Raw genomic sequence first — 20,629 nt, forward strand, 5'->3', positions numbered from 1 at the left:
ATGGGTAGTTGTGTATAATTTACTTATAGAATATTTTTACATAAAAGTTCTATAAAATTAAATGTGAGAAAGGATGTTTGTTATGACTGTAGAAATTAAAACATCTCATGAACTATCACATTCAACTATGGCTTTTATGGCAACTAAGACAGATAGCTCTTGGGGTACCTTGATTTATGAGGAAGAGGTGACTGAACCGATTTTTGTTGATGTTCCTCCTAGAAAATTGATCGAGGCGGCTTGTCGACAATATGGAGAAGAGTTGATAGCGAGGATTGATAGTGCGAAAATACTGTGTGGTTTTAATAATAAATCCCCAATTGCTATTAGTGTTACAAACGAATATTATTTTTTTCCGATTCATTCACCTTCCAACATAGACTGTTCTTGGCTTTCACATACCCATATTAGGAAAATTTCAAAAGAGAAATATAGTAGCTCTACCGTTCTTTTTAGAGACGGTCGAAAAATATCAGTCCCCGCCTCAAAAGGGACAATGTTAAATCAGCTACATCGTACAGCCCAATTCCGATTTGCCTTGGAGCAACAGATTAAACCTATACAGCAAAAAAAGGCTATTGAAGCAATTCTTATGGTTTTAGGGTATGATAAAAATATTAGGTATTAATATTATTATAGCACAGATCCTGATAGAAAATGGTCTATACTGGATCTGTTTTTTTATGAATTTTTAAGACGAAAGTTCATGAAAGCTTGTTTTTTCCTTAGTCGTTTTTCAACCTTAATTTTGCTAAAATAGATTCAACTTTTTTCTGAATCAGCGGATTGAAAAATCCCTTTTTCCCATATGATTTTTGTAGATAAAAAGATCAGCAGCGAAGCTATCGTTTCGTTCTAAAACAATCACAGTAAGCCTTTGTACGTGTATATATTTACCTAGTTGTTGACCTACAAGTAATAGGTCTTGCTTCAGTCACTGCAAGAGAGTAAGGTAGAGTTCCTTGATTTTTAAACTGACTCTTTTCAATTGCGGCAATTGCCATGAATATGAAAAAGAATCCTGAGGCTAAAGCATGCTTTTCCTCTGTTAAATAAGGCCTGTGTTATCATTCTTTCAATGTCGGGATGGATGTTCCGTTATCAACTAAAAAAAGGCAATAGATTTTTATTAAAAATGCAGTAACTTTTTAACTGAATCTAACGTCCTTTTTAAAAGGAAATATAAGATAAATAAGCCAAGCTAATATTAAATTTTTTGATTGCAGGCTATAATGAAAATAGATCATATTTTAAAGAAAGATTTAAGGTGATAAGTAATGAAAATATATATGACAACTAGGACAAAATCGATTGATTCCTAGCGGGTCTATTGCTTGTAACAAGTGAAATAAGTCCTGGATTTAATTAACTACAGATGAAAGCTCTTTTTAATTTTGAAAAAGATATGTTCCTGAGAGATTAGTTTTGTCATAAATCGGGTTATGATCGATAACTTTTCGGGAAGGGTAAATAATAACTATAATATGAAGAAGGAATGATCATATTGATTCTACTAACAAATAGTTCTATAACAATTGTGCAAATTCGCGAGCTTCTAGAAACGAATCAGTATGATACGTTAATAGAAAAGATGTTAGTTTTCTATGAGGGGTTAGGTCCGATACCGGGGATTTTATTACCGTTTATTGAAGCACTCTTGCCATTCTTGCCTTTGATGGCAATTGTGGTAACAAATGCAGTTGCCTATGGTTTATTTAGAGGATTTTTCTATTCCTGGCTAGGGGCATCGTTAGGGGCGATTACAGTTTTTTTAATTATTCGCCATTTTCGACATATCAAAGTATTGGCATGGATACATAATAATCATCAAGTCCAACGCGTGACGGGTTGGATAGAAAGACGCGGTTTTGGTCCACTATTTATTCTATTATGTTTTCCATTTTCACTCTCATCGGTAATTAATTTAGTCTCTGCATTATCTGGTGTGAGCCTTTTTCAGTTCGCTTTAGCGATTTTGTTTGGAAAAGCAGTGATGATTTTTTCAGTTGCATATGTTGGGGATAGTTTAACATCCTTTGCTGAAAGCCCAATTAAAACGATTTTAGTCGCGGTCGGAATTGTGTTATTTTGGTTATTAGGTAAGTGGATTGAACGCAGAATAAGCATAAATGACATAGAGCCAAAACAACTACGGAAACGGCAATAATTGGATTATTACTATGGCGAAGCCTTTTTAGCTTCACAAGTTTTTGTTCTATGTTAAAATAGTTATACAGAACAAACGATCGATTCATCTATCGAATAAAAATAAATGAGAGGAGCAAAGGGAATTGTCTATTCGTATTTTAGTTGGTCCAGCGACCGTATCAAAAAGTGAACGATGTATTGATGAGATAAGAGCAGAGTTAATGAAGAATCCATATGGTCGTCCGATTATTTACCTTGTTCCAGAGCAAATGACTTTTCAACAAGAATATCAACTGTTATCAGATAAACAAATTAAAGGAAGTGTTCGAGCTCAAGTTTTGAGTTTTTCACGTCTTGCTTTTCGAATTCTTCAAGAATGTGGTGGTGCAACGAAGGCTTTTATTAGTTCAACGGGTATACAAATGATGTTAAGGAAAATTATTGAACAAAGAAAAACGGATTGGTACATTTTCCAAAAGTCAGTTGAGAAGAAGGGTTTTATCGAGCAGTTAGAGGCGATGATCACTGAATTTAAGCGTTATCGAATTACACCAGAAATGTTAGCTGATCAGTTAACTACTGTTGATGATTTCAAGCATACAGGAACACTTAATAAAAAATTAGCTGATTTACACTATCTCTATCAATCTTTAAATGAGCTCCTTGCTAACCAATACATAGATGGGGAAGACCGGCTTACCTTATTAGCCGAAAAGATACCCCAATCAACTTATTTAAAAGATGCAATTGTTTATGTGGATGGCTTTCATCGCTTTACTCCACAGGAGCAGGTTGTTATTGGGCAATTAATGGATCATGTCGAGAGTATAACATTCACGTTAACTTTAGATCCTTCAGAACTCAATCAGGAGATCCCGTTTGATATTTTCAGTCAAACAAAAGAAACATTCAGACAAATAAAGGCACTTGCATTTGAACGAAAAAAGGAATTTCAAGTAGATAAAATTGAACCACCAAAGGATTTAGCCCCACATATTGCTCATTTAGAAGGTTATTTTGATCAACGGCCGGCACCTGTTTATGAGCAAGAGGCCCCGATTCAACTTGCTTATGCAGTTCATCCGCGAGCAGAGGTGGAAGGGGTAGCACAAGAGATATTAAAACTCGTTCGAGACCAAAAATATCGCTATAAAGATATAGCGATTTTAATGCGTGATGGTGACCTTTACCATGATTTAATTCGGACGATTTTTGCTGATTATCAGATACCCATCTTTATTGATGAGAAAAAAGCGATGGTACATCATCCCTTAATTGAACTTATTCGTTCTGGTTTAGATGTTATTTTGACAAACTGGCGCTATGATGCTGTCTTTAGAATGCTTAAAACAGGTCTTATTCCTGCATTTGAAGAAGAATTCCCTCTTGATCAAGAGGCAATAGACACATTAGAGAATTATGCACTTGAATATGGTATTCGTGGTCGGGCACAGTGGCTTAGTAAGGAGCCATGGGTCTTTCAACGTTTTAAGGGATTTGACCAAGCTGTACAAACAGACCAAGAAAAACAAATGGAAGAGAAAATTAATATCTATCGTGCACAAGTCATTGCAGGAATGGCGGACTTTGATCGAGACTTTCGTACAGCAAATACAGTTCGTGAAAAGGCAACAGTGCTCTATCAATGGTTAGAGATGTTAGGTGTGGGTGACAGGCTAGAAGAATGGCAAACCCAGTTAGATGAGGAAGGAAGAATAGAGCAAGCCCGCGAACAAGAGCAGGTCTGGCAAGCGGTGATCAATTTATTAGATGAAATGGTCGAAATGATTGGCGATGAGTCGGTAACAAATAAGTTATTTTACCAAACCTTAGAAGCTGGCTTGGATACATTGACCTATAGTCATGTTCCGCCAACTCTTGATCATGTTGTTGTTGGTTCAATTGACCGTTCTCGACTTACGCGAGTGAAAGTAGCTTTATTACTTGGTGTGAATGAAGGGACTTGGCCAGCCAAGCCGCAAGTAGATACCATTTTGACAGAAGAGGAACGTTATCATTTGGAAGGTAGTGGGATTACCTTAGCTGATAGTGAAACCCAACAATTAATCGATGATTGGTTTTATATCTATTTAGCTGTAACTTTAGCAACAGATCGGCTTTGGATCAGTTATCCATTAAGTGATACCGAGGGGAAGGCGAAATTACCTGCATCACTTATTAAGCGAGTAACAAATCTATTTTCGCAATTAGCACCCCCTATTTTGCTACAGGATCCAGAGGAAATGATTGAGGCTGATCGTTTTGTGACAACCCCTAAGAAAACCTTATCTGCCCTTACATCACAATTAGCCAAGTACCAACGTGCTTATCCAATCGATTCGATTTGGTGGAGTGCATTGAACTGGTTTTTAGTTAGAAAAGACCAGGATCCGATGATTCACGATATTTTACAAAGCTTATTTTACCAGAATAACCCTGTAGATCTTACTCCAGAAACAACAGGGAAAATTTATGAAAATAAAATCCAAGCAAGTGTTTCACGTATGGAAATGTATTATCGTTGTTCTTATCAACACTTTGCCCAGTACACACTTAAATTAAGTGATCGACCAACATATAAACTTGATGCGCCTGATATCGGTCAATTATTTCACGAGGCATTAAAAATAATTACAGAATGGATTTCTCAAGAAGGCTATAGTTTTAGTGATTTAAATCAAGAGCAAGCAAATGATTATGCAGAACGCGCGATGAAAAAGTTAGCTCCCGTTCTACAACATCAAATTTTGCATAGTTCAAATCGATATCAATATATGCAAACAAAACTAGAACAAATTGTCGCACGAGCAACTTATATACTAAGTGAGCAAGCACGAAAAAGTGATTTTTCACCTGTGGGTTTAGAAGTTGGCTTTGGCTTAGATCAGCAATCACTTGAGCCTATTCGTATGAGATTACTAAATGATGTTGAGCTTATTTTAAGAGGACGGATTGATCGAGTCGATCGTGCACAAATTGATGACCAGTTATATTTACGTATCATTGATTATAAATCAAGCACGAAAGGTTTAAATTTAGTCGAGGTTTATTATGGTTTAGCTCTACAAATGCTTGCATATCTTGATGTTATTCTAACGAATTCTGAGCAATGGCTTGGTTTAAAAGCATCACCGGCTGGTATGCTCTACTTTCATGTTCACGATCCACTCTTAAGTGAGCAGGAAGCACTAAGTCAGGCAGCGATTGAGGATAAGCGATTTAAAAAATATAAGATGCAGGGTCTATTAATCGATCAAGAACAGATTGTCAAAATGATGGATACAGAGTTAGAGTCAGGGATGAGTGCGATAGTCCCTGCCGGTTTTAAAAAAGATGGAAGTTTTAGAAGTGGCTCGCAAGTTGCAAGTAAGGAGACATTTCAAATGCTCCAAGACCATGTTCGACAAATGATTGCTAATGCAGGTTTGGCAATTACAAATGGAGAAGTGAAATTAAATCCATATCAGCAAGCTGATCGAGTTGCTTGTCAATTTTGTCCATTTAAATCAGTTTGTCAATTTGACCCAAGTTTACCAAGCCATCACTATCGAAAACTACCTATACTAAAAGATGACATCGTTCTTGATAAAATGCGTGAGAGAGGTGATCGATTATGACAAGATGGACAGAAGAACAGACGCAAGCTATATATACTGCCGGGCAAGATATTCTAGTCGCTGCAGCAGCCGGTTCTGGTAAAACAGCGGTACTGGTTGAACGAATTATCCAAAAAGTAATTAATGAGGATCATCCGATTAATATTGATCAATTATTGGTTGTTACTTTTACAAATGCTGCTGCCCAGGAAATGCGTAATCGAGTATCACAAGCACTTGAACAAGCTTTAGAGGCAAAGCCTGATTCTAAGCATTTAAAACAACAACTAACACTATTACAACAGGCTTCAATCTCGACTTTACACTCATTTTGTTTAGAACTCGTCAAACGTTATAGTTATTTAATTGATATTGATCCGAGTTTTCGTATTGCAGATGATATTGAAGCAGATCTTTTACGTCAAGAAGTGATTGAGGATTTATTTGAGGATTGGTATGGTGAATCAGATGAAAAACAAGAGGCCTTTTTTGCAGTAATCGATCGATTCTCAAGTGATCGAAGTGATCAAGAAGTCGAGCTATTGATTTTGAAATTATATGATTTCGCGATGCAAAATCCTCAACCGGATCAATGGCTTGATCAAATTGTTGACCAATATCATTTAGTCGATTCAGTAGATGAAGATGAATTGGCCTGGCTAAATATTTTAAAACAAGAAGTAAGCGATCAGTTGGATCAATCGATTATTGATTTAGAGCAAGCGTTAGAGATAACCCGTGAAAGTGATGGGCCTTATCACTATGCCGAAGCTCTAGACTCAGACCTCATTTTAATTCGGGAATTAAAGGCAAATCTGGCCCTGAGTTGGGACGACTTGCAAGTTGCTTTTCAGACTTTATCATTTAAAGCATTATCAAGAAAAAAGGTCGATTGTGAGCCAGGTAAAAAAGATCGAGTGAAACATCTTCGTGATCGAAGTAAAAAACGTTTAAATGATTTGGCCAAACAATTATTTACACGTGATCTTAACGCCCACTTTCAAGATATTCATGCATTAGAACCAACGATTAAACAACTTGTAATTTTGGTTAAAGATTTTAAAAGACGTTACCAGGAATTAAAAAAGGAAAAAGGCTTGGTTGATTTTTCTGATTTGGAGCATCACGCACTGAGTATTTTACGTGATAACACAGTGGCTAATGATCAAATACACCCCTCCAGTGTGGCTGAAGAATTACGCCACAAGTATGAAGAAGTATTAGTTGATGAGTATCAAGATACAAATATGGTTCAAGAAACACTTTTAAAATTAATCTCAAGAGAGGCGCCTGGCAATCTATTTATGGTTGGCGACGTAAAACAAAGTATCTACCGATTTCGCCATGCAGAACCGTCTTTATTTATTGAAAAATATAAACGTTTTTCAAAAGAGGTTCATTCAGGTAAACGGATTGATTTAGCAAAAAACTTCAGAAGTAGAGAACAAGTTTTAACAGCAACAAATTATATTTTCAGACAAATTTTAGATGAGGAAGTTGGAGAGATTAGCTATGACCAAGATGCTGAGTTAATTTACGGTAATATGAGTTATCAAGAGGCTAATCAAACAGATGTTGAAGCGGAACTTGTTATCATTGATCGCTCAGATCAGAAAAGTGACGAAGATGAAGAGGGGACGGCAGTTGACCTAGCCAAAGCAGAAATTGAAGCTCGTGCATATGCTAAGCGGATCAAAGATTGGATTGGGACAAACGGATCAGAACCAAGGCTTATTTTCGATAAAGATACGGGGATCAGTCGTCCAGCCCAATATCGAGATATTGTTATTCTTTTAAGATCGATGACTTGGGCATCAACAATTATGGAAGAATTAAAAAAACAGGGGATACCTGTCTATGCTGAATTAGCAACAGGTTACTTAGAAGCAATTGAAATTAAAGTCATGTTAAATTTATTAAAAGTCATTGATAATGCCAAGCAAGATATTCCGATCGCTAGTGTACTAAAGTCACCAATTGTCGGTATTAATGAAGAAGAATTATCTCAAATTCGGTTAGCAGATCAAAAGGTAAGCTACTATGAGGCATTACAAAAGTTTGTATCAACCTCTGCAGAAGGTGCTTTGAAAGCTAAATTAAACCGATTTCTCGAACAACTATCAAATTGGCGCAGCTTAGCAAGACAAGGGAGTTTGTCAGATTTAATTTGGCAGATTTATCGGGAAACAGGCTATTATGATTTTGTTGCAGGTATGCCTGGTGGACGTCAGAGACAAGCAAATTTACGAGCACTCTATGATCGGGCAAGAGGTTATGAACAAACGTCATTTCGAGGTTTATTTCGCTTTTTACGGATGATCGAACGAATGGAAGATCGTGGTGAGGACCTAGGAGCGGCTCGTGCTCTTGGTGAACAGGAAGATGTTGTCCGAATTTCAACGATTCATAAGAGTAAAGGGTTAGAATATCCAATTGTTATTTTGGGAGCAATGGATAAGGCCTTTAATCAACAGGATTTACGCCAACGTTATCTCCTCCATAAGGATTTTGGGTTTGGAAGTCGATATATCGACCCAAACAATCGAATTATGTATCCGACCCTTCTCTATTATGGGATCAGACAATATATGAAGCGTGAACTTTGGGCCGAGGAGATGCGCGTTCTCTACGTAGCTTTAACACGTGCAAAAGAAAAACTCCTGATGGTGGGAACTGTTAATTCCTTTGAGAAAAAACAGGCAAGATGGTTAGAAGTTGTTGATCACCCAGATTGGATTTTACCAAGTGCGATGCGTCTGGAAATGTCGACCTATATGGATTGGGTAGGTGCCAGTTTAATTCGCCATCGACAAGGGGAAAAGTTAAGGGAAAATCAACAGGAAGTTAAGATTCCTGAAGAGATTTTTAATGATCAATCACAATGGAAAATTACTATAGAGCATGCTAAAGATTATCAGACTATATATTCAGATCAACAGAAAGAGGAGTTAATTGATTTAAAACATAAAATAATGAATGAAGAAATGATTGAAAATCTTGATCCAATTCAAGATCAAATGGTTACTGAACGCTTGGCTTTTCAATATCAGCATATACAAGCAACGCAACACCGTGCAAAACAATCCGTAACAGAAATCAAACGGCAACATGAGGAGATTGATGAGAATGCGGCAACCGAAATCATCCAACCCTATCAGCGCCAAATTATTGAGCGACCCGTTTTTATGCAAAAGGAAAAGTTCTTAAGTAGAGCAGAAATTGGGACGGCAATGCATACGGTTATGCAACATATTTCCTTCGATCGAGATTGGGACCTCAGCGGTATCACCAAATTTGTCCAACAGTTAGTCGTTCAGGAAATTCTTACACAAGAACAGGCAGATGCGATTGATATCCATGGTATTCAACAGTTCTTCAATAGCGAGGCCTTCCAGGTTATTAGTAAAGCCGAAAAGATTGAACGTGAAGTTCCTTTTAGTGTGATGATTCCGGCGGGCCAAGTTTATCAGGATTGGCAAGCTGGTCAGGAGGAAGAAGTCTTTTTACAAGGGGTGATTGATCTTCTAGTTAAAACGAGTGAAGGTTGGATCATCATTGATTATAAAACCGATCGTGTTGCCCGACTTATTGATGATAGGGAATTAAGTCGACTAAAAGATCGTTACTATACCCAGATCAAGCTATATAAAGAAGCGATTGAGACAATCTTACAGGTAAAAGTTGATCAAGCCTATTTGTACTTTTTTGACCAGTCCTTATTAATTAAATGGTAGGGGAGTTTAGAAAAGAAGCTGTACTAGGGTTAGACTACTTAGAAAAAGTAAATAAGTTAAGTAAAAAAAGCCGAGCGATAATTGTTAATATTACCGTTCGGCTTATTCTTTATGTCTAAGGGAATGGTCACGCCATTATTCTATTGTTATCTCTGGTCATAAAGGTATTTCGTCAATTGATAAAAACCTTCCTAAAGTCCCGTTAAATTTCCGACTAACCCAAGGAAGAAAGAATTCTCTTATCTAAACAAAGATTTGCTGTCGACAAATCCATTGCTTATAGAAAGCATAATTGGAATTTACCGCAGTCCCATTCAGTGGGGGAGAGGATGCAGATTAAAGTCACTAAGCCCTACGGTGAGATCCACATGCACTAGGTCCTGTAAGCCCACCACCCCACCACTGATTGAAGTTTCACTTTACCGGCCTGTATAGCCCATTTCAACCGTACAAGGACTAATGATCGTATTAAGGAAAAGTAAAATTAAGTGAAAGGCCATCTTTTTTAAAAAAATTTAAGAAAAAGACTTTATAACTAGTCGAAGATAACCGAAAATACAAGTATGGATTAAAAGTTGTGGGCTAAAAGGTATATTTAAATTGAGCTTTTATTAGAGAAGGGGATAGTTATGACTGTAAAAACAACTGACATCAATGAGCTAATTAAAGAGGTTTACAATGGAACGATATTTGCGGTAAAGAATATAATACCGCTTAAGCCAAATATAGGTGTACCACAACTAATTAATCCACCTTTAACCGTTAATTTTGGTGTAATGATTGGGTTTACCGGAGGATTAAAAGGAGAGCTTGTTTTACGGTCGAACACTGATTTTATTAGCGAAATCGGAGAAACAATGTTTGGTATGTCCCTTTCTGATGATATGTTAGAATCATTTGCTGGTGAACTAGGAAACATGATTGCTGGAAGTCTATCAACCTATCTTGCTGAGAAGAATATAAAGACAGATATCACTCATCCAACGGTTTTGAAAGGTGACGTGCAACTTTCTGGCTTTAAACGTGCATTACTAGTTGAAATTGAATATTCAGAGGATAAAAATTTAGTGATTCATTTGTTACTAAATCAATAAAATAGTAATCAACCTGACAAAAGTCACAGTTGTTAAATGTAATTAATAAGGTTATGCTTACTTTATCGTGTTATCTAGGTAATTGGTTGTGCATTATTAGATGATAGAGATATTATAATGAAATAAAGGGGTTAAGCATATGAGTACCGAAAAGTTTATTGTTTTTCAATTAAATGGACATGAATATGGAGCGAGTATTCAACAGATCGTTTCGATCGAACGTTTACAAGAAATCGTACCATTACCAAAGGTTTCTGATTTTATTGAGGGGATTACAAAGTTACGGGGAGATGTGATTCCGGTTATTGATTTAAAGACTCGAATGGATTTGAAAAAAACAACCGAAACAGACCAGTCTAGAATGCTTGTATCATTAGTTGATGGAGTTTCTGTTGGCTTTCTTGTCGATGCTGCTTCTGATGTTATTGATATTGATGATGCAATAATTGAACCTGCTCCAACGACAATTAAAGGGATTGATACGAATTTTCTAAGTGGTGTGGCTAAACTTGATGAACGTTTATTATTAATTATTGATTTATCTTATGTATTAAATTATGAAGAACTAACAGAAGTCAAACAAGTTGTTGAAGAAGAGAATTGAAGATAAGGGAGAAATAGAGACATGGCTCGAATTTTAGTAACAGATGATGCAGCTTTTATGCGTATGCAATTAAAAAATATTTTTGAATCATTAGGACATGAGGTTGTAGGGGAAGCTGAAAATGGTTTAGTAGCGATTGACTTATATAATGAATTAAAGCCTGAACTTGTCACTATGGATATTACAATGCCTGAAATGAATGGGGTAGAAGCAGTCAAGGAAATCAAGAAAAGTGATCCAGATGCAACAATTGTGATGTGTTCAGCTATGGGGCAGCAACAAATGGTATTAGAAGCTATTCAAGCTGGTGCCAAGGATTTTATTGTCAAGCCATTTGATCAGGAACGAATTAAACAAGCGATTGAAAAAATTATTTAAATATAGATGTGACATTGTGAATGTTAGCTAGCTATTCAATATAAGTTGATTAATTGTTTTAACTATTTATATAGGGAGAGTTTTTAATGAAAAATAAAACGAATCTATTTTTATTAGCTGTGATAGTTAGTGTTCTACATATTATCGCCCTTGGTTATATTTTGGTCTCACAAGGTGTGTTAACAAATATTAAGGCAGATAGTATCTTAATCATTGTGGCCGTTTTTATATTAAGTCTTATCGTTGCTTTACTTTTTTCTAATAGAAATTCAAAAGATATTCAATTAACACAAAAACGTCTTGATATTTTAGCTAGCGAGGAAATACTAGATTTCCCAGAGGGAACAGTGAAAGATAAAGAACTACAAAAGCTTAATGAAAAATTAGCTAGTGCTCACAGTAACTTCAAAAAAATGTATCATTTTATTGCTAAGATTACAGATCACGTTAATGAACAAGCGAATGTTCTAAATACGAGTGTAGCTGGTTTAACGAATGATAGCGACAATATTTCACATACGCTGCAAGAGATATCAAGTGGTGCTGATGAACAAGCTCAATCAGCATCTACCCTAACTGAAACAATGCAACAATTTACTGAAACGATTATGCAAGTTGCGGTAAATGGTGAAGAAATCAAAAGCGAGTCTGAAAAGATGCTTAAGATAACGGATGAGGGTCAAGAATTAATGGATCAATCTGTAGATAAAATGAATATTATCGATCACACGATCAAACAATCGTTGGAAAAAGTTAAAGGTCTAGATGATATGACTTTAAAAATCACTAAGCTTGTTACGGTTATTCAAGAAGTTGCGGAACAAACAAACCTATTAGCACTTAATGCAGCAATTGAAGCGGCTCGGGCCGGTGAACATGGACAGGGGTTTGCTGTTGTTGCAGATGAAGTTCGCAAACTTGCAGAACAAGTGAGTTTGTCAGTCAATGATATTACAACGACAACAACGGGGATTCAAAAAGAATCTTCATCAGCTGTTGCTGCCCTAGAAGAAGGGTATCAAGCTGTTAGTGAAGGTTCAAAACAAATCCAAACAACAGGGGATACAATTAAAAATCTAAATTCCATCATTAATAATATGAGTGGTGAAATTGCTAGTGTATCTAGTAGCTTATATCAGGTTCTCGACAATACGAAAATAATTAATGACTCCATCACTAATATCGCAAGTGTATCTGAAGAATCAGCAGCAGGAATAGCTGAAGCAGATGCATCATCAGGACGATTGAATCAATCAATTAAAGAAATACAAGATATGCAAGAAGAGTTTGAAAAAAATATCGCGGACCTATTTATTTAGATTAAAAAGAAATGCCAGAGTGCATTTCTTTTTTTGTCCAATTAAACTGAAAGATTGCTTCTTACTGTGAAACAACATAGAATGAATTTAAGAGAATGTTGGAGAAAGGGGCTATAACCATGCGGATTTATCAAATGTACATAAAGAATGAACGTCAAAGAAGGCTATTTGAAATGTCAGAAAGACTAGCTAACAAAGCACAAGAACGAGGGGAATTAGCTGAGAAAATGGCTGAATTATCAGTGGACATGATTGAAGATTTTCGTCGGGAAAACTTCTTTTCAATGACTCTACCTAAGACATTGGGTGGTGAAGGTTTATCGCTCTATGAATTCCTGTTAATTCAAGAAAGACTGGCTGTCGGTGATGGTGCTACTGCACTATCTGTAGGGTGGCATCTTGGAATTATCAAGGAACTTGCTGAAGAGCAAATTTGGCAACCGGAAATATTTGAAAAGTTTGCAAAAGAAGTTGTTGAAAAACAAGTAATCGTCAATCGAATCGCATCTGAGCGGGCGACCGGTAGTCCAACTCGAGGTGGTATACCTGAAACAAGAGCAGTAAGACAAGGTGACCACTATTACCTATCAGGAAGGAAAACCTTTTGTACAATGGCATCGGTTCTAGATTATTATATTGTATCGGCTTATGTTGAAGATAAAGATGCTGTTGGTTCATTTTTAGTTAAAAGTCATTCACCGGGTATATCGATTGAAAAAACATGGGATACACTAGGCATGCGTGGAACAGGCAGTGATGATGTTATTTTTGATCAAGTAGAAGTAGATCTTGAAATGCTTGTTGAGTTAAATAATCAAGCAAATCCTCGTAAGGCAAAGGGCTGGTTATTACATATCCCTGCTTGTTACTTAGGTATTGCGATTGCTGCAAGAAATGAAGCTATTCAATTTGCTAAAAGCTTTAAGCCGAATAGCTTAAAAACATCTATAGCAGAAGTACCGCACATCCAACAGAAAATTGGCGAAATGGATTTAAAATTAATGCAAGCCAGAAGCTTTATGTATCAAATAGCAACGGAATGGGACAATCGGACACCTGAGGGCCGCCAAGAGATAAGCGCAGAGCTAGCAGCTGTAAAAACAGTAGCAACAAATGTAGCAAATGAGGTAGTTGACCTAGCGATGCGAATAGCTGGTGGAAGGGGATTGTCAAAAGAGAACCGTTTTGAACAATTTTATCGTGATGTTAGAGCCGGTTTGCACAATCCACCAATGGATGACATGGTGATTCAGATTTTAGCTAAGCGAGCCCTAAGTGAATAATAGTAATAAACACCCCTTAATATGGCATAGGCATATTAAGGGGTGTTTATTCATGAGAAATGGGTTAAAAAAGGATGATATCTATAGTTATTCAAAGCTTAAAGCAGATCTAGAAGCTTTAAAAGAGAAATTTCCGGAGCAAATTGATCTTATAACGATAGGTTCCTCTGTGGAAGGGCGAAATCTATATGCACTAAGAATAGGAACGGGGAAAAAGGCAATCCTTTGCCATGGTGCACATCATGCTAGAGAATGGCTGACAACATACTTAATTATGGATTTTATAGATCATCTGCTAACAGATTGTAGTTGGCCTTGGTTAACGATGAGGGAAGAGTGGCTAGCAGATGTTAGCTTTTGCTTTATTCCAATGGTTAATCCAGATGGTGTGACTTTAGTGCAAGAAGGAAGTGAAAAGTCACAATACCAAAAAGAATTAATCTCTTGGAATCAAGGCTCAACAGACTTTACGAGTTGGAAGGCGAATAGTCGAGGAGTTGATTTAAATCGACAATACCCTGCAGATTGGGAGTCCATTCAAGCAGACCCGGGTAAACCGAGCCCCAGTCACTATAAAGGGAATTGCCCACTCTCAGAACCTGAATCACGAGCTTTATATCAATTTGTACAGCAAAATCATTTTGATTGTGCCCTTGCTTATCATTCCTCGGGAGAAGAAATATTTTGGCGTTACACATTACCAGATCATTTAGTTCATCAACATCGATCACTAGCAGAAAAGTTAGCAGAAGTAACCTGTTATCAATTGATTGAACCTGAAGGGACACCTAGTGGTGGTGGTTTTACTGACTGGTTTTTGACCGAATTTAAAAGGCCGGCTTTCACAATCGAGATTGCTCCATTTATTGGGCCACGGCCCGTTCCTAATCATTTATATAAGCAAATCTTTGAAGCAAATGAACTCGTCCTTTATACAATTGCATCACATTTAAGAGGCGATTAGTAAGTATTGAAATATTCACTCCCTAATTTACGGTAAAATCTGAGAGAAGAGCTTGCTGTCGGAAACTAGTTAAAGTTTTTTAGAAATCTGCTGTTAACTTTTCTAAAGTAGAAAGTACAATACTTGCAAAAAGACATACAAATCCTTTGGAAAATTGATATAATTAATGTATCAAACGGTAAGGGGTGGTCTCATGTTCAAACATATTTTATTAGCTTCAGATGGATCAGAATATGCAATTCGTGCGAGTGAGAAGGCAATTTATCTTGCTCAAAATAATCCAGAATCGAAAATAACAATTTTATATGTTGTTGATGCAGCAACATCGAAAGCTGATGCTACACATCTTTATAGTGCTTCTGAATTAGATAAAAGTCGAAGAGAAAAGTTAGAGATTTCAGAACGAAAGTTACAAAAAGCTGAAGTAGACTATGAGATTAAAATATTACATGGTGATCCAGGTCCGACAATTGTCAAATATGCGAATGAAAATAATGTTGATTTATGCGTGATAGGTAGTAGAGGATTAAATAGGCTACAAGAGATGGTATTGGGGAGCGTTAGTCACAAGGTGGCTAAGCGTGTAGAATGCCCGGTATTAATTGTTAAGTAAGGATAATCCCTAATCAATGGTAAGGGCAGATCAATTATTTTGTTTAACCCTATTGTATAGTGGAAAATAATAAAAGAGCTAGTATTAGGGTGAAATTCACTACCAATCCCTAGGTTTTTGCCATTGAACGACAAGCTTTTACCATCAAGTGATAGATGATTCTAAATAGTCTTTGAATTGATTATCCGCTCATATTTAGTAAAATAAAAATGTAAAGTGATATCAGATTAGGTGGTGTCTTCTTGTCATTATTTTGTCTCCTCGGAGCGATTAGTGAACTGACCTTATGTGATCTGTCTAAAGTAGTGTAACCTATCCGAAAATTAGAAAACTCCTTCTAGAGTGTATACTCTATAGAAGGAGTTGTTCATTTAATTGAGTTTTTAGTGGCAGACTGGGCATAGACCATAGACTTCGAATTTATGATCTTCAATAATGAAGTTATCTAATTCTTTAGATAAGTGATTCATCGGACAACACTTTATTTCTTGAGTCACACCACATTTTCTACAAATGAAATGATGATGGTGGTGGTCCGCACAGGAAATCTGATAGTGTTTCTCACCAGCCAATTCAGTACACTCAAGAATTCCTAGCTCATGAAAAAGATTGAGGTTTCGGTAGATTGTATCAAGGCTAATTCCTGAAAAATGAGATTTCATGTAATTTAATAAATCCTTTGCCGTACGATAACGATCTTCCTTGAGAAAGTAGGTTAAAATAACCTCGCGCTTATCCGTATATTTATAGCCTGCATTTTTTAGTATAGATAATGCCTCTTCGATGTTCATTAGATCGCCTTCTTTCTCTTTATACTAAGTAAGAGTTTTTTACCACTTATCGTTAATAGTAGAATAAGAATTGAGATCATCACGATTGTTCCACCTGGTGGAATTTCTAAATAGTAACCAGATATTAAACCACCAATAACTGAAATTTCACCAAAAATAATTGAATAGATAATCGTTTGTTTAAATCCTTTTGCTAGTCGGATGCTGGCCGCAACTGGTAATGTCATTAAAGCAGAAACTAGCAGAACTCCAACAATTCGAATCGAGGCAGCAATCACTAAAGCTGTTAAAATAATAAATAGAAAATGAATCCCTTGTGAGTGGATACCTGATACCTTTGCATGTTCCTCATCAAATGACAACATAAAAAGTTCTTTATAAAAGACTACAAGTGTTGACACGACAATAATTGAGATAATTAAAATCCCATATAAATCGTTACGACTAACCGCGGACACTGAACCGAATAAATAATTGTATAGGTCATTGTTAAAACCATCAGCTAATGAAATAAAAATAACACTTAGTCCAACTCCAGCCGATAAAATTATCGGTATTGCCAATTCTTGAAAAGCTGAGTAAACGCGTCGTAACCGTTCTATTAATATTGCCCCAACAACAGAAAATAGCGTGCCATAATAAAAGGGGGTTAAAAATAATAAGCCATATTTTTTTTCAATAAAAAGGCCAAAAGCAATACCAGCCAAGGTAACATGGGAAAGACCATCTGCAATTAATGAAAGTCGTCTTACAACGATAAATGATCCTAATAATGGAGCGATTAATCCGATTAATAGCCCGGTATATAATGTATTTTGTAAAAACTCATATTGAAAAAAATGTGTTAACATAATGAAGCACTTCCTTAATCATGATGGGTCACTAAATTTAAATCGTGACCATAAAATTGCGAAATTTGTTGTTCCGATAAACTAGAAAAATCAGCTGTTTTCCCATGGAAATGCATCACTTTATTTAAACAAGCTACACCATTTACATATTTAGTAACTGTACCAATATCGTGTGAAACGAGCAATAAGGTAATGTTATTCTCTTTATTTAATTTATCTAATAGTCGATAAAATTTTTGGACATTTTCCGTATCAATTCCAACAGTTGGTTCATCTAAAATCAGTAGTTTAGGATTACTGACGAGTGCTCTAGCAATAAATATGCGTTGTTGCTGGCCACCAGATAAATCACCGATATTTTGATTAATATAGTCAGACATCCCAACAGTCGCAATTGCATCAGCAACCTTTTTTCGATCTGCCTTGGTAAAGAACTTAAAGTAGCCAATACTTGCAGTTAATCCTGTTGACACAACTTCTTTAACCGTGGCCGGAAATCCACGATTAAATGAATTTGACTTCTGCGATACAAAACCAATGCGGTTCCAATCTTTAAAATGTTCGATCTTTTGTCCAAATAAACGAATGGATCCTTGTTGTGGTGTGATTAGACCAAGTAATAATTTGATTAATGTTGTTTTACCACCACCATTTGGACCGATTAAACCTAAGAAATCCCCTTCATATATATTGATATTAATATGATTTAAAGCCATTTTATCTTCATATGCATAGTGAAGATCCTTAATTTCTACGATTGGCTCTGTCATTGTTTACCTCCAATCCTTAAAGCAACGATTAAGTATTTCTATTTCCGATTGTAACTTATCTTTTGTTGTTTGTAAATAGGAATGATTACGGTTTATGTTGAATTAATTGACTTTAAGCCATCCCCTTCAATCATATAAACAAAACCATTTGATGATAAGTGGAGGAGCAATCGTCAATAAGCTCTGGTCCCTTATCTAATATTGAGTGATGGAAGTCATGCAGTTAGTGAAGATTCACCTGATTAAATGAAGTTTTTAGATAAAAAAGAGAAATCCTAAAGATTCGCTGGTTCACCATTATAGATGGTAATCGATCTTTAGGATATTCTTAATTCCTCTTTAATTAGCTGGAAATTGATTCAGATAACCAGTAAATTGTTGAACTGCTTGATCAATCTGTTGTTGATCTGCTTTCTCTAGGCTATACCAGCCATTTTTAAACATGAGGTTATAGAGATGGCGTTGCTGATTTTGAGTTTCAGTAAAAATTTGTAGTAAATTTTCATAGAATGTGTGGTTACTGGCTTCATTTAATGCTGTCGAATAACCGTCAGTCATATATTTTTCTGTTGCAAGAAAATCATTGATGATATCACGATCATTTAACTTTGGTGTCTTTTCGATAGGTGTTTCTGGATTTTGAACTTTACTTGTATGCACTTTTATTCCCCCTTATTGATTAGCTTGATTGGATTGACTTTTGGTAAAGTTAAGTAGTTGTTGATAATGTTTCTGATGCATTTTTCCAACCTGTTCAATTGCCTGCTTGATTTCTGGTAATTGACAATGATTTGCTAGATCATGCGCTTTTTTTATTACATTTAAATTCCATGACATCATATCTGTGAGATATAGCAGATCTTTCGTGCTAATCATCATTGGTGGTTGTGGCATTGTTCCATTACTTTGTTGATTGACTTGTTGCATATTCATATCCTCCCTGTACAATGGTAATACTGATAATGTGGCTTAAAAATGCAAAGATATACATCAAATTAATAAGCAATTCGCTAGCCAAAAAGTAATAACAAACCTATACTGTACTTAACGATCAATTTTAATTTAGGAGTGAAGCGGATGCTTGATTTTTATTGTTATCCAAAGTGTAGTACATGCCGTAAAGCTAAGAAGTGGCTGGATGATAACAACCTTGACTATCATGATTTTCACATTGTTAATCAGACTCCAACTAAAGAGCAAATGAGCTTGATTATCGAGAAAAGCCAATTACCTATAAAAAAATTTTTTAATACAAGTGGGAAAAAGTATCGTGAACTTCAATTGAAAGATAAATTAGCCCAGATGTCAGATGATGAAAAACTGACCTTACTTGTCTCAGATGGTATGTTAATGAAACGTCCTTTGGCTTTTGATGGTGAAAAGGTAACAGTTGGTTTTAAAGAAGAAGAGTTTGAAGAAAACTGGAAGTAAAATAGGAGGAAGAAATGATGAGTGTACCAAATAATTTAAAATATTCAGATGAACATGTTTGGGTAAAGGAGGAAAATGGTAAATTAAAAATCGGAATCACTGACCATGCTCAAGATGAATTAGGTTCGATTGTCTTTGTCGAATTACCTGAGGTTGACGATCAATTGGTTGCAACTGAAACATTTGGGAGTGTTGAATCAGTAAAAACCGTTTCAGAATTATATGCACCAATTGATGCAGTTGTAGTTGAGGTAAACGAGGCATTAGAGGATAGCCCTGAGCTTGTAAACGACTCTCCTTATGATGAGGGATGGATACTTATCGCTGAGCCAACAGACGATACAAAACTTAATGAACTATTGACACCAGAACAGTACGAAGAAGTTCTAGATCAAGAATAAAGGACAGCGTAATACCGTGGTCCTTAATTACTTTTGAGCATTCGATGGTTTAGGGCTCATGGTAGGTGAAAATAAGTTAAAGGGTATTGCAGATTAGCTAATTTTTAAAGCCCATTTCAATTACACAAAGGAAATCATCAGTAAGCGTGTGATACGTTCATTCTATATAAAGTGGTACCATTTTAGGGATCAATCAAGTTGAAATGAACTTACAATCAGTTTTAACGGATTTCCGAAAGAAGTCTCCCATCCTCAAGGAATGAGAAGGACGATAGGCCCAATGAGTAAGTGGGAGATGAATTTCGGTTGGCTTTAGCCAAAGTTTGTGATACAATCAGTCTTAGCTGAATAAAGGACTGATATACCAATGAAATCAGATAACAATAATCATTCAGTGTTCTTGTTGCACTATCATCTTGTGCTGGTTGTAAAATATCGCAGACAAGTATTTGATAATGAAATATCTGATTTTGCAAAAGATATGTTCACTGAGATTGGAAGTAAATACAAAATTTCTTTAGTAGAATGGAATCACGATAAAGATCATATCCACATCTTATTCAAAGCACATCCTAACTCTGAATTATCAAAGTTCATTAACGCTTATAAGAGTGCAAGTTCTCGATTGATAAAGAGAGACTTTCCACATATT

The 20,629-nt window shown here is 36.0% G+C and carries 19 protein-coding genes; 14 read left to right on the plus strand and 5 right to left on the minus strand.

All coding sequences use genetic code 11. From position 1 onward, the window contains the following. Window positions 1-82 precede the first annotated feature (82 nt). The 11 genes from KQI76_RS02475 (at window position 83) to KQI76_RS02525 (ending at window position 15,733) form a co-directional block, all read left to right on the plus strand. Window positions 83-628 (plus strand): competence protein ComK, encoded by a 546-nt coding sequence (locus KQI76_RS02475; protein ID WP_216398720.1) that lies wholly within the window; start codon window positions 83-85, stop codon window positions 626-628. An 867-nt stretch (window positions 629-1,495) separates the two neighbouring features. Next, on the plus strand, window positions 1,496-2,167 hold the full coding sequence (locus KQI76_RS02480; RefSeq protein WP_216398721.1) for a TVP38/TMEM64 family protein: 672 nt from the start codon (window positions 1,496-1,498) through the stop codon (window positions 2,165-2,167). Window positions 2,168-2,291: 124 nt separating this feature from the next. Then, window positions 2,292-5,765, plus strand: coding sequence for a helicase-exonuclease AddAB subunit AddB (gene addB / locus KQI76_RS02485; RefSeq protein ID WP_216398722.1), 3,474 nt, complete (start codon window positions 2,292-2,294; stop codon window positions 5,763-5,765). After that, window positions 5,762-9,478, plus strand: coding sequence for a helicase-exonuclease AddAB subunit AddA (gene addA, locus KQI76_RS02490; protein WP_216398723.1), 3,717 nt, complete (start codon window positions 5,762-5,764; stop codon window positions 9,476-9,478). Before addB ends, addA begins: the two co-directional genes overlap by 4 nt. Before the next feature lie 629 nt (window positions 9,479-10,107). Further along, entirely contained in the window at window positions 10,108-10,572 is a 465-nt protein-coding gene (locus KQI76_RS02495; protein ID WP_216398724.1) for a chemotaxis protein CheX, read from the plus strand. 139 nt (window positions 10,573-10,711) lie between these two features. Further along, on the plus strand, window positions 10,712-11,176 hold the full coding sequence (locus KQI76_RS02500) for a chemotaxis protein CheW (RefSeq protein ID WP_216398725.1): 465 nt from the start codon (window positions 10,712-10,714) through the stop codon (window positions 11,174-11,176). Window positions 11,177-11,197: 21 nt separating this feature from the next. Continuing rightward, window positions 11,198-11,554, plus strand: coding sequence for a response regulator (locus KQI76_RS02505; RefSeq protein ID WP_216398726.1), 357 nt, complete (start codon window positions 11,198-11,200; stop codon window positions 11,552-11,554). Between the two features lie 86 nt (window positions 11,555-11,640). Next, window positions 11,641-12,873, plus strand: coding sequence for a methyl-accepting chemotaxis protein (locus KQI76_RS02510; RefSeq protein ID WP_216398727.1), 1,233 nt, complete (start codon window positions 11,641-11,643; stop codon window positions 12,871-12,873). Window positions 12,874-12,992: 119 nt separating this feature from the next. Continuing rightward, on the plus strand, window positions 12,993-14,156 hold the full coding sequence (locus KQI76_RS02515) for an acyl-CoA dehydrogenase family protein (RefSeq protein WP_216398728.1): 1,164 nt from the start codon (window positions 12,993-12,995) through the stop codon (window positions 14,154-14,156). A gap of 52 nt (window positions 14,157-14,208) precedes the next feature. After that, window positions 14,209-15,120 (plus strand): M14 family metallopeptidase, encoded by a 912-nt coding sequence (locus KQI76_RS02520; RefSeq protein WP_216398729.1) that lies wholly within the window; start codon window positions 14,209-14,211, stop codon window positions 15,118-15,120. Window positions 15,121-15,313: 193 nt separating this feature from the next. Continuing rightward, window positions 15,314-15,733, plus strand: coding sequence for a universal stress protein (locus KQI76_RS02525; protein ID WP_216398730.1), 420 nt, complete (start codon window positions 15,314-15,316; stop codon window positions 15,731-15,733). A gap of 383 nt (window positions 15,734-16,116) precedes the next feature. Here KQI76_RS02525 and KQI76_RS02530 read toward each other — a convergent pair whose 3' ends face one another. The 5 genes from KQI76_RS02530 to KQI76_RS02550 form a co-directional block, all read right to left on the minus strand. Further along, on the minus strand, window positions 16,117-16,524 hold the full coding sequence (locus KQI76_RS02530) for a Fur family transcriptional regulator (RefSeq protein ID WP_216398731.1): 408 nt from the start codon (window positions 16,522-16,524) through the stop codon (window positions 16,117-16,119). Beyond that, window positions 16,524-17,375 carry a metal ABC transporter permease gene (locus KQI76_RS02535; RefSeq protein WP_216398732.1) on the minus strand — a complete coding sequence of 284 codons (852 nt, stop codon included), beginning with the start codon at window positions 17,373-17,375 and terminating at the stop codon, window positions 16,524-16,526. The genes KQI76_RS02530 and KQI76_RS02535 overlap by 1 nt, the downstream gene beginning before the upstream one ends. Before the next feature lie 14 nt (window positions 17,376-17,389). Then, on the minus strand, window positions 17,390-18,145 hold the full coding sequence (locus tag KQI76_RS02540; RefSeq protein ID WP_216398733.1) for a metal ABC transporter ATP-binding protein: 756 nt from the start codon (window positions 18,143-18,145) through the stop codon (window positions 17,390-17,392). A gap of 339 nt (window positions 18,146-18,484) precedes the next feature. Beyond that, window positions 18,485-18,805, minus strand: a complete 321-nt coding sequence (locus KQI76_RS02545; protein WP_216398734.1) for a spore coat protein — start codon at window positions 18,803-18,805, stop codon at window positions 18,485-18,487. Window positions 18,806-18,817: 12 nt separating this feature from the next. Further along, window positions 18,818-19,072 (minus strand): spore coat protein, encoded by a 255-nt coding sequence (locus tag KQI76_RS02550; RefSeq protein ID WP_216398735.1) that lies wholly within the window; start codon window positions 19,070-19,072, stop codon window positions 18,818-18,820. Between the two features lie 150 nt (window positions 19,073-19,222). Here KQI76_RS02550 and KQI76_RS02555 point away from each other — a divergent pair, with 150 nt between their 5' ends. The 3 genes from KQI76_RS02555 to tnpA all read left to right on the plus strand — a co-directional run. Continuing rightward, window positions 19,223-19,576: an arsenate reductase family protein gene (locus KQI76_RS02555; RefSeq protein WP_216398736.1), complete on the plus strand. Its 354-nt coding sequence runs from the start codon at window positions 19,223-19,225 to the stop codon at window positions 19,574-19,576. A gap of 17 nt (window positions 19,577-19,593) precedes the next feature. Further along, complete coding sequence (gene gcvH, locus KQI76_RS02560) at window positions 19,594-19,977, plus strand: glycine cleavage system protein GcvH (RefSeq protein WP_216398737.1); 384 nt, start codon at window positions 19,594-19,596, stop codon at window positions 19,975-19,977. Between the two features lie 367 nt (window positions 19,978-20,344). Beyond that, window positions 20,345-20,629 (plus strand): IS200/IS605 family transposase (gene tnpA, locus KQI76_RS02565; protein WP_216398738.1); only part of this gene is annotated, 285 nt, incomplete at its 3' end.

The organism is Amphibacillus sp. MSJ-3, from assembly GCF_018919165.1.
Taxonomy (GTDB): domain Bacteria; phylum Bacillota; class Bacilli; order Bacillales; family Amphibacillaceae; genus Amphibacillus.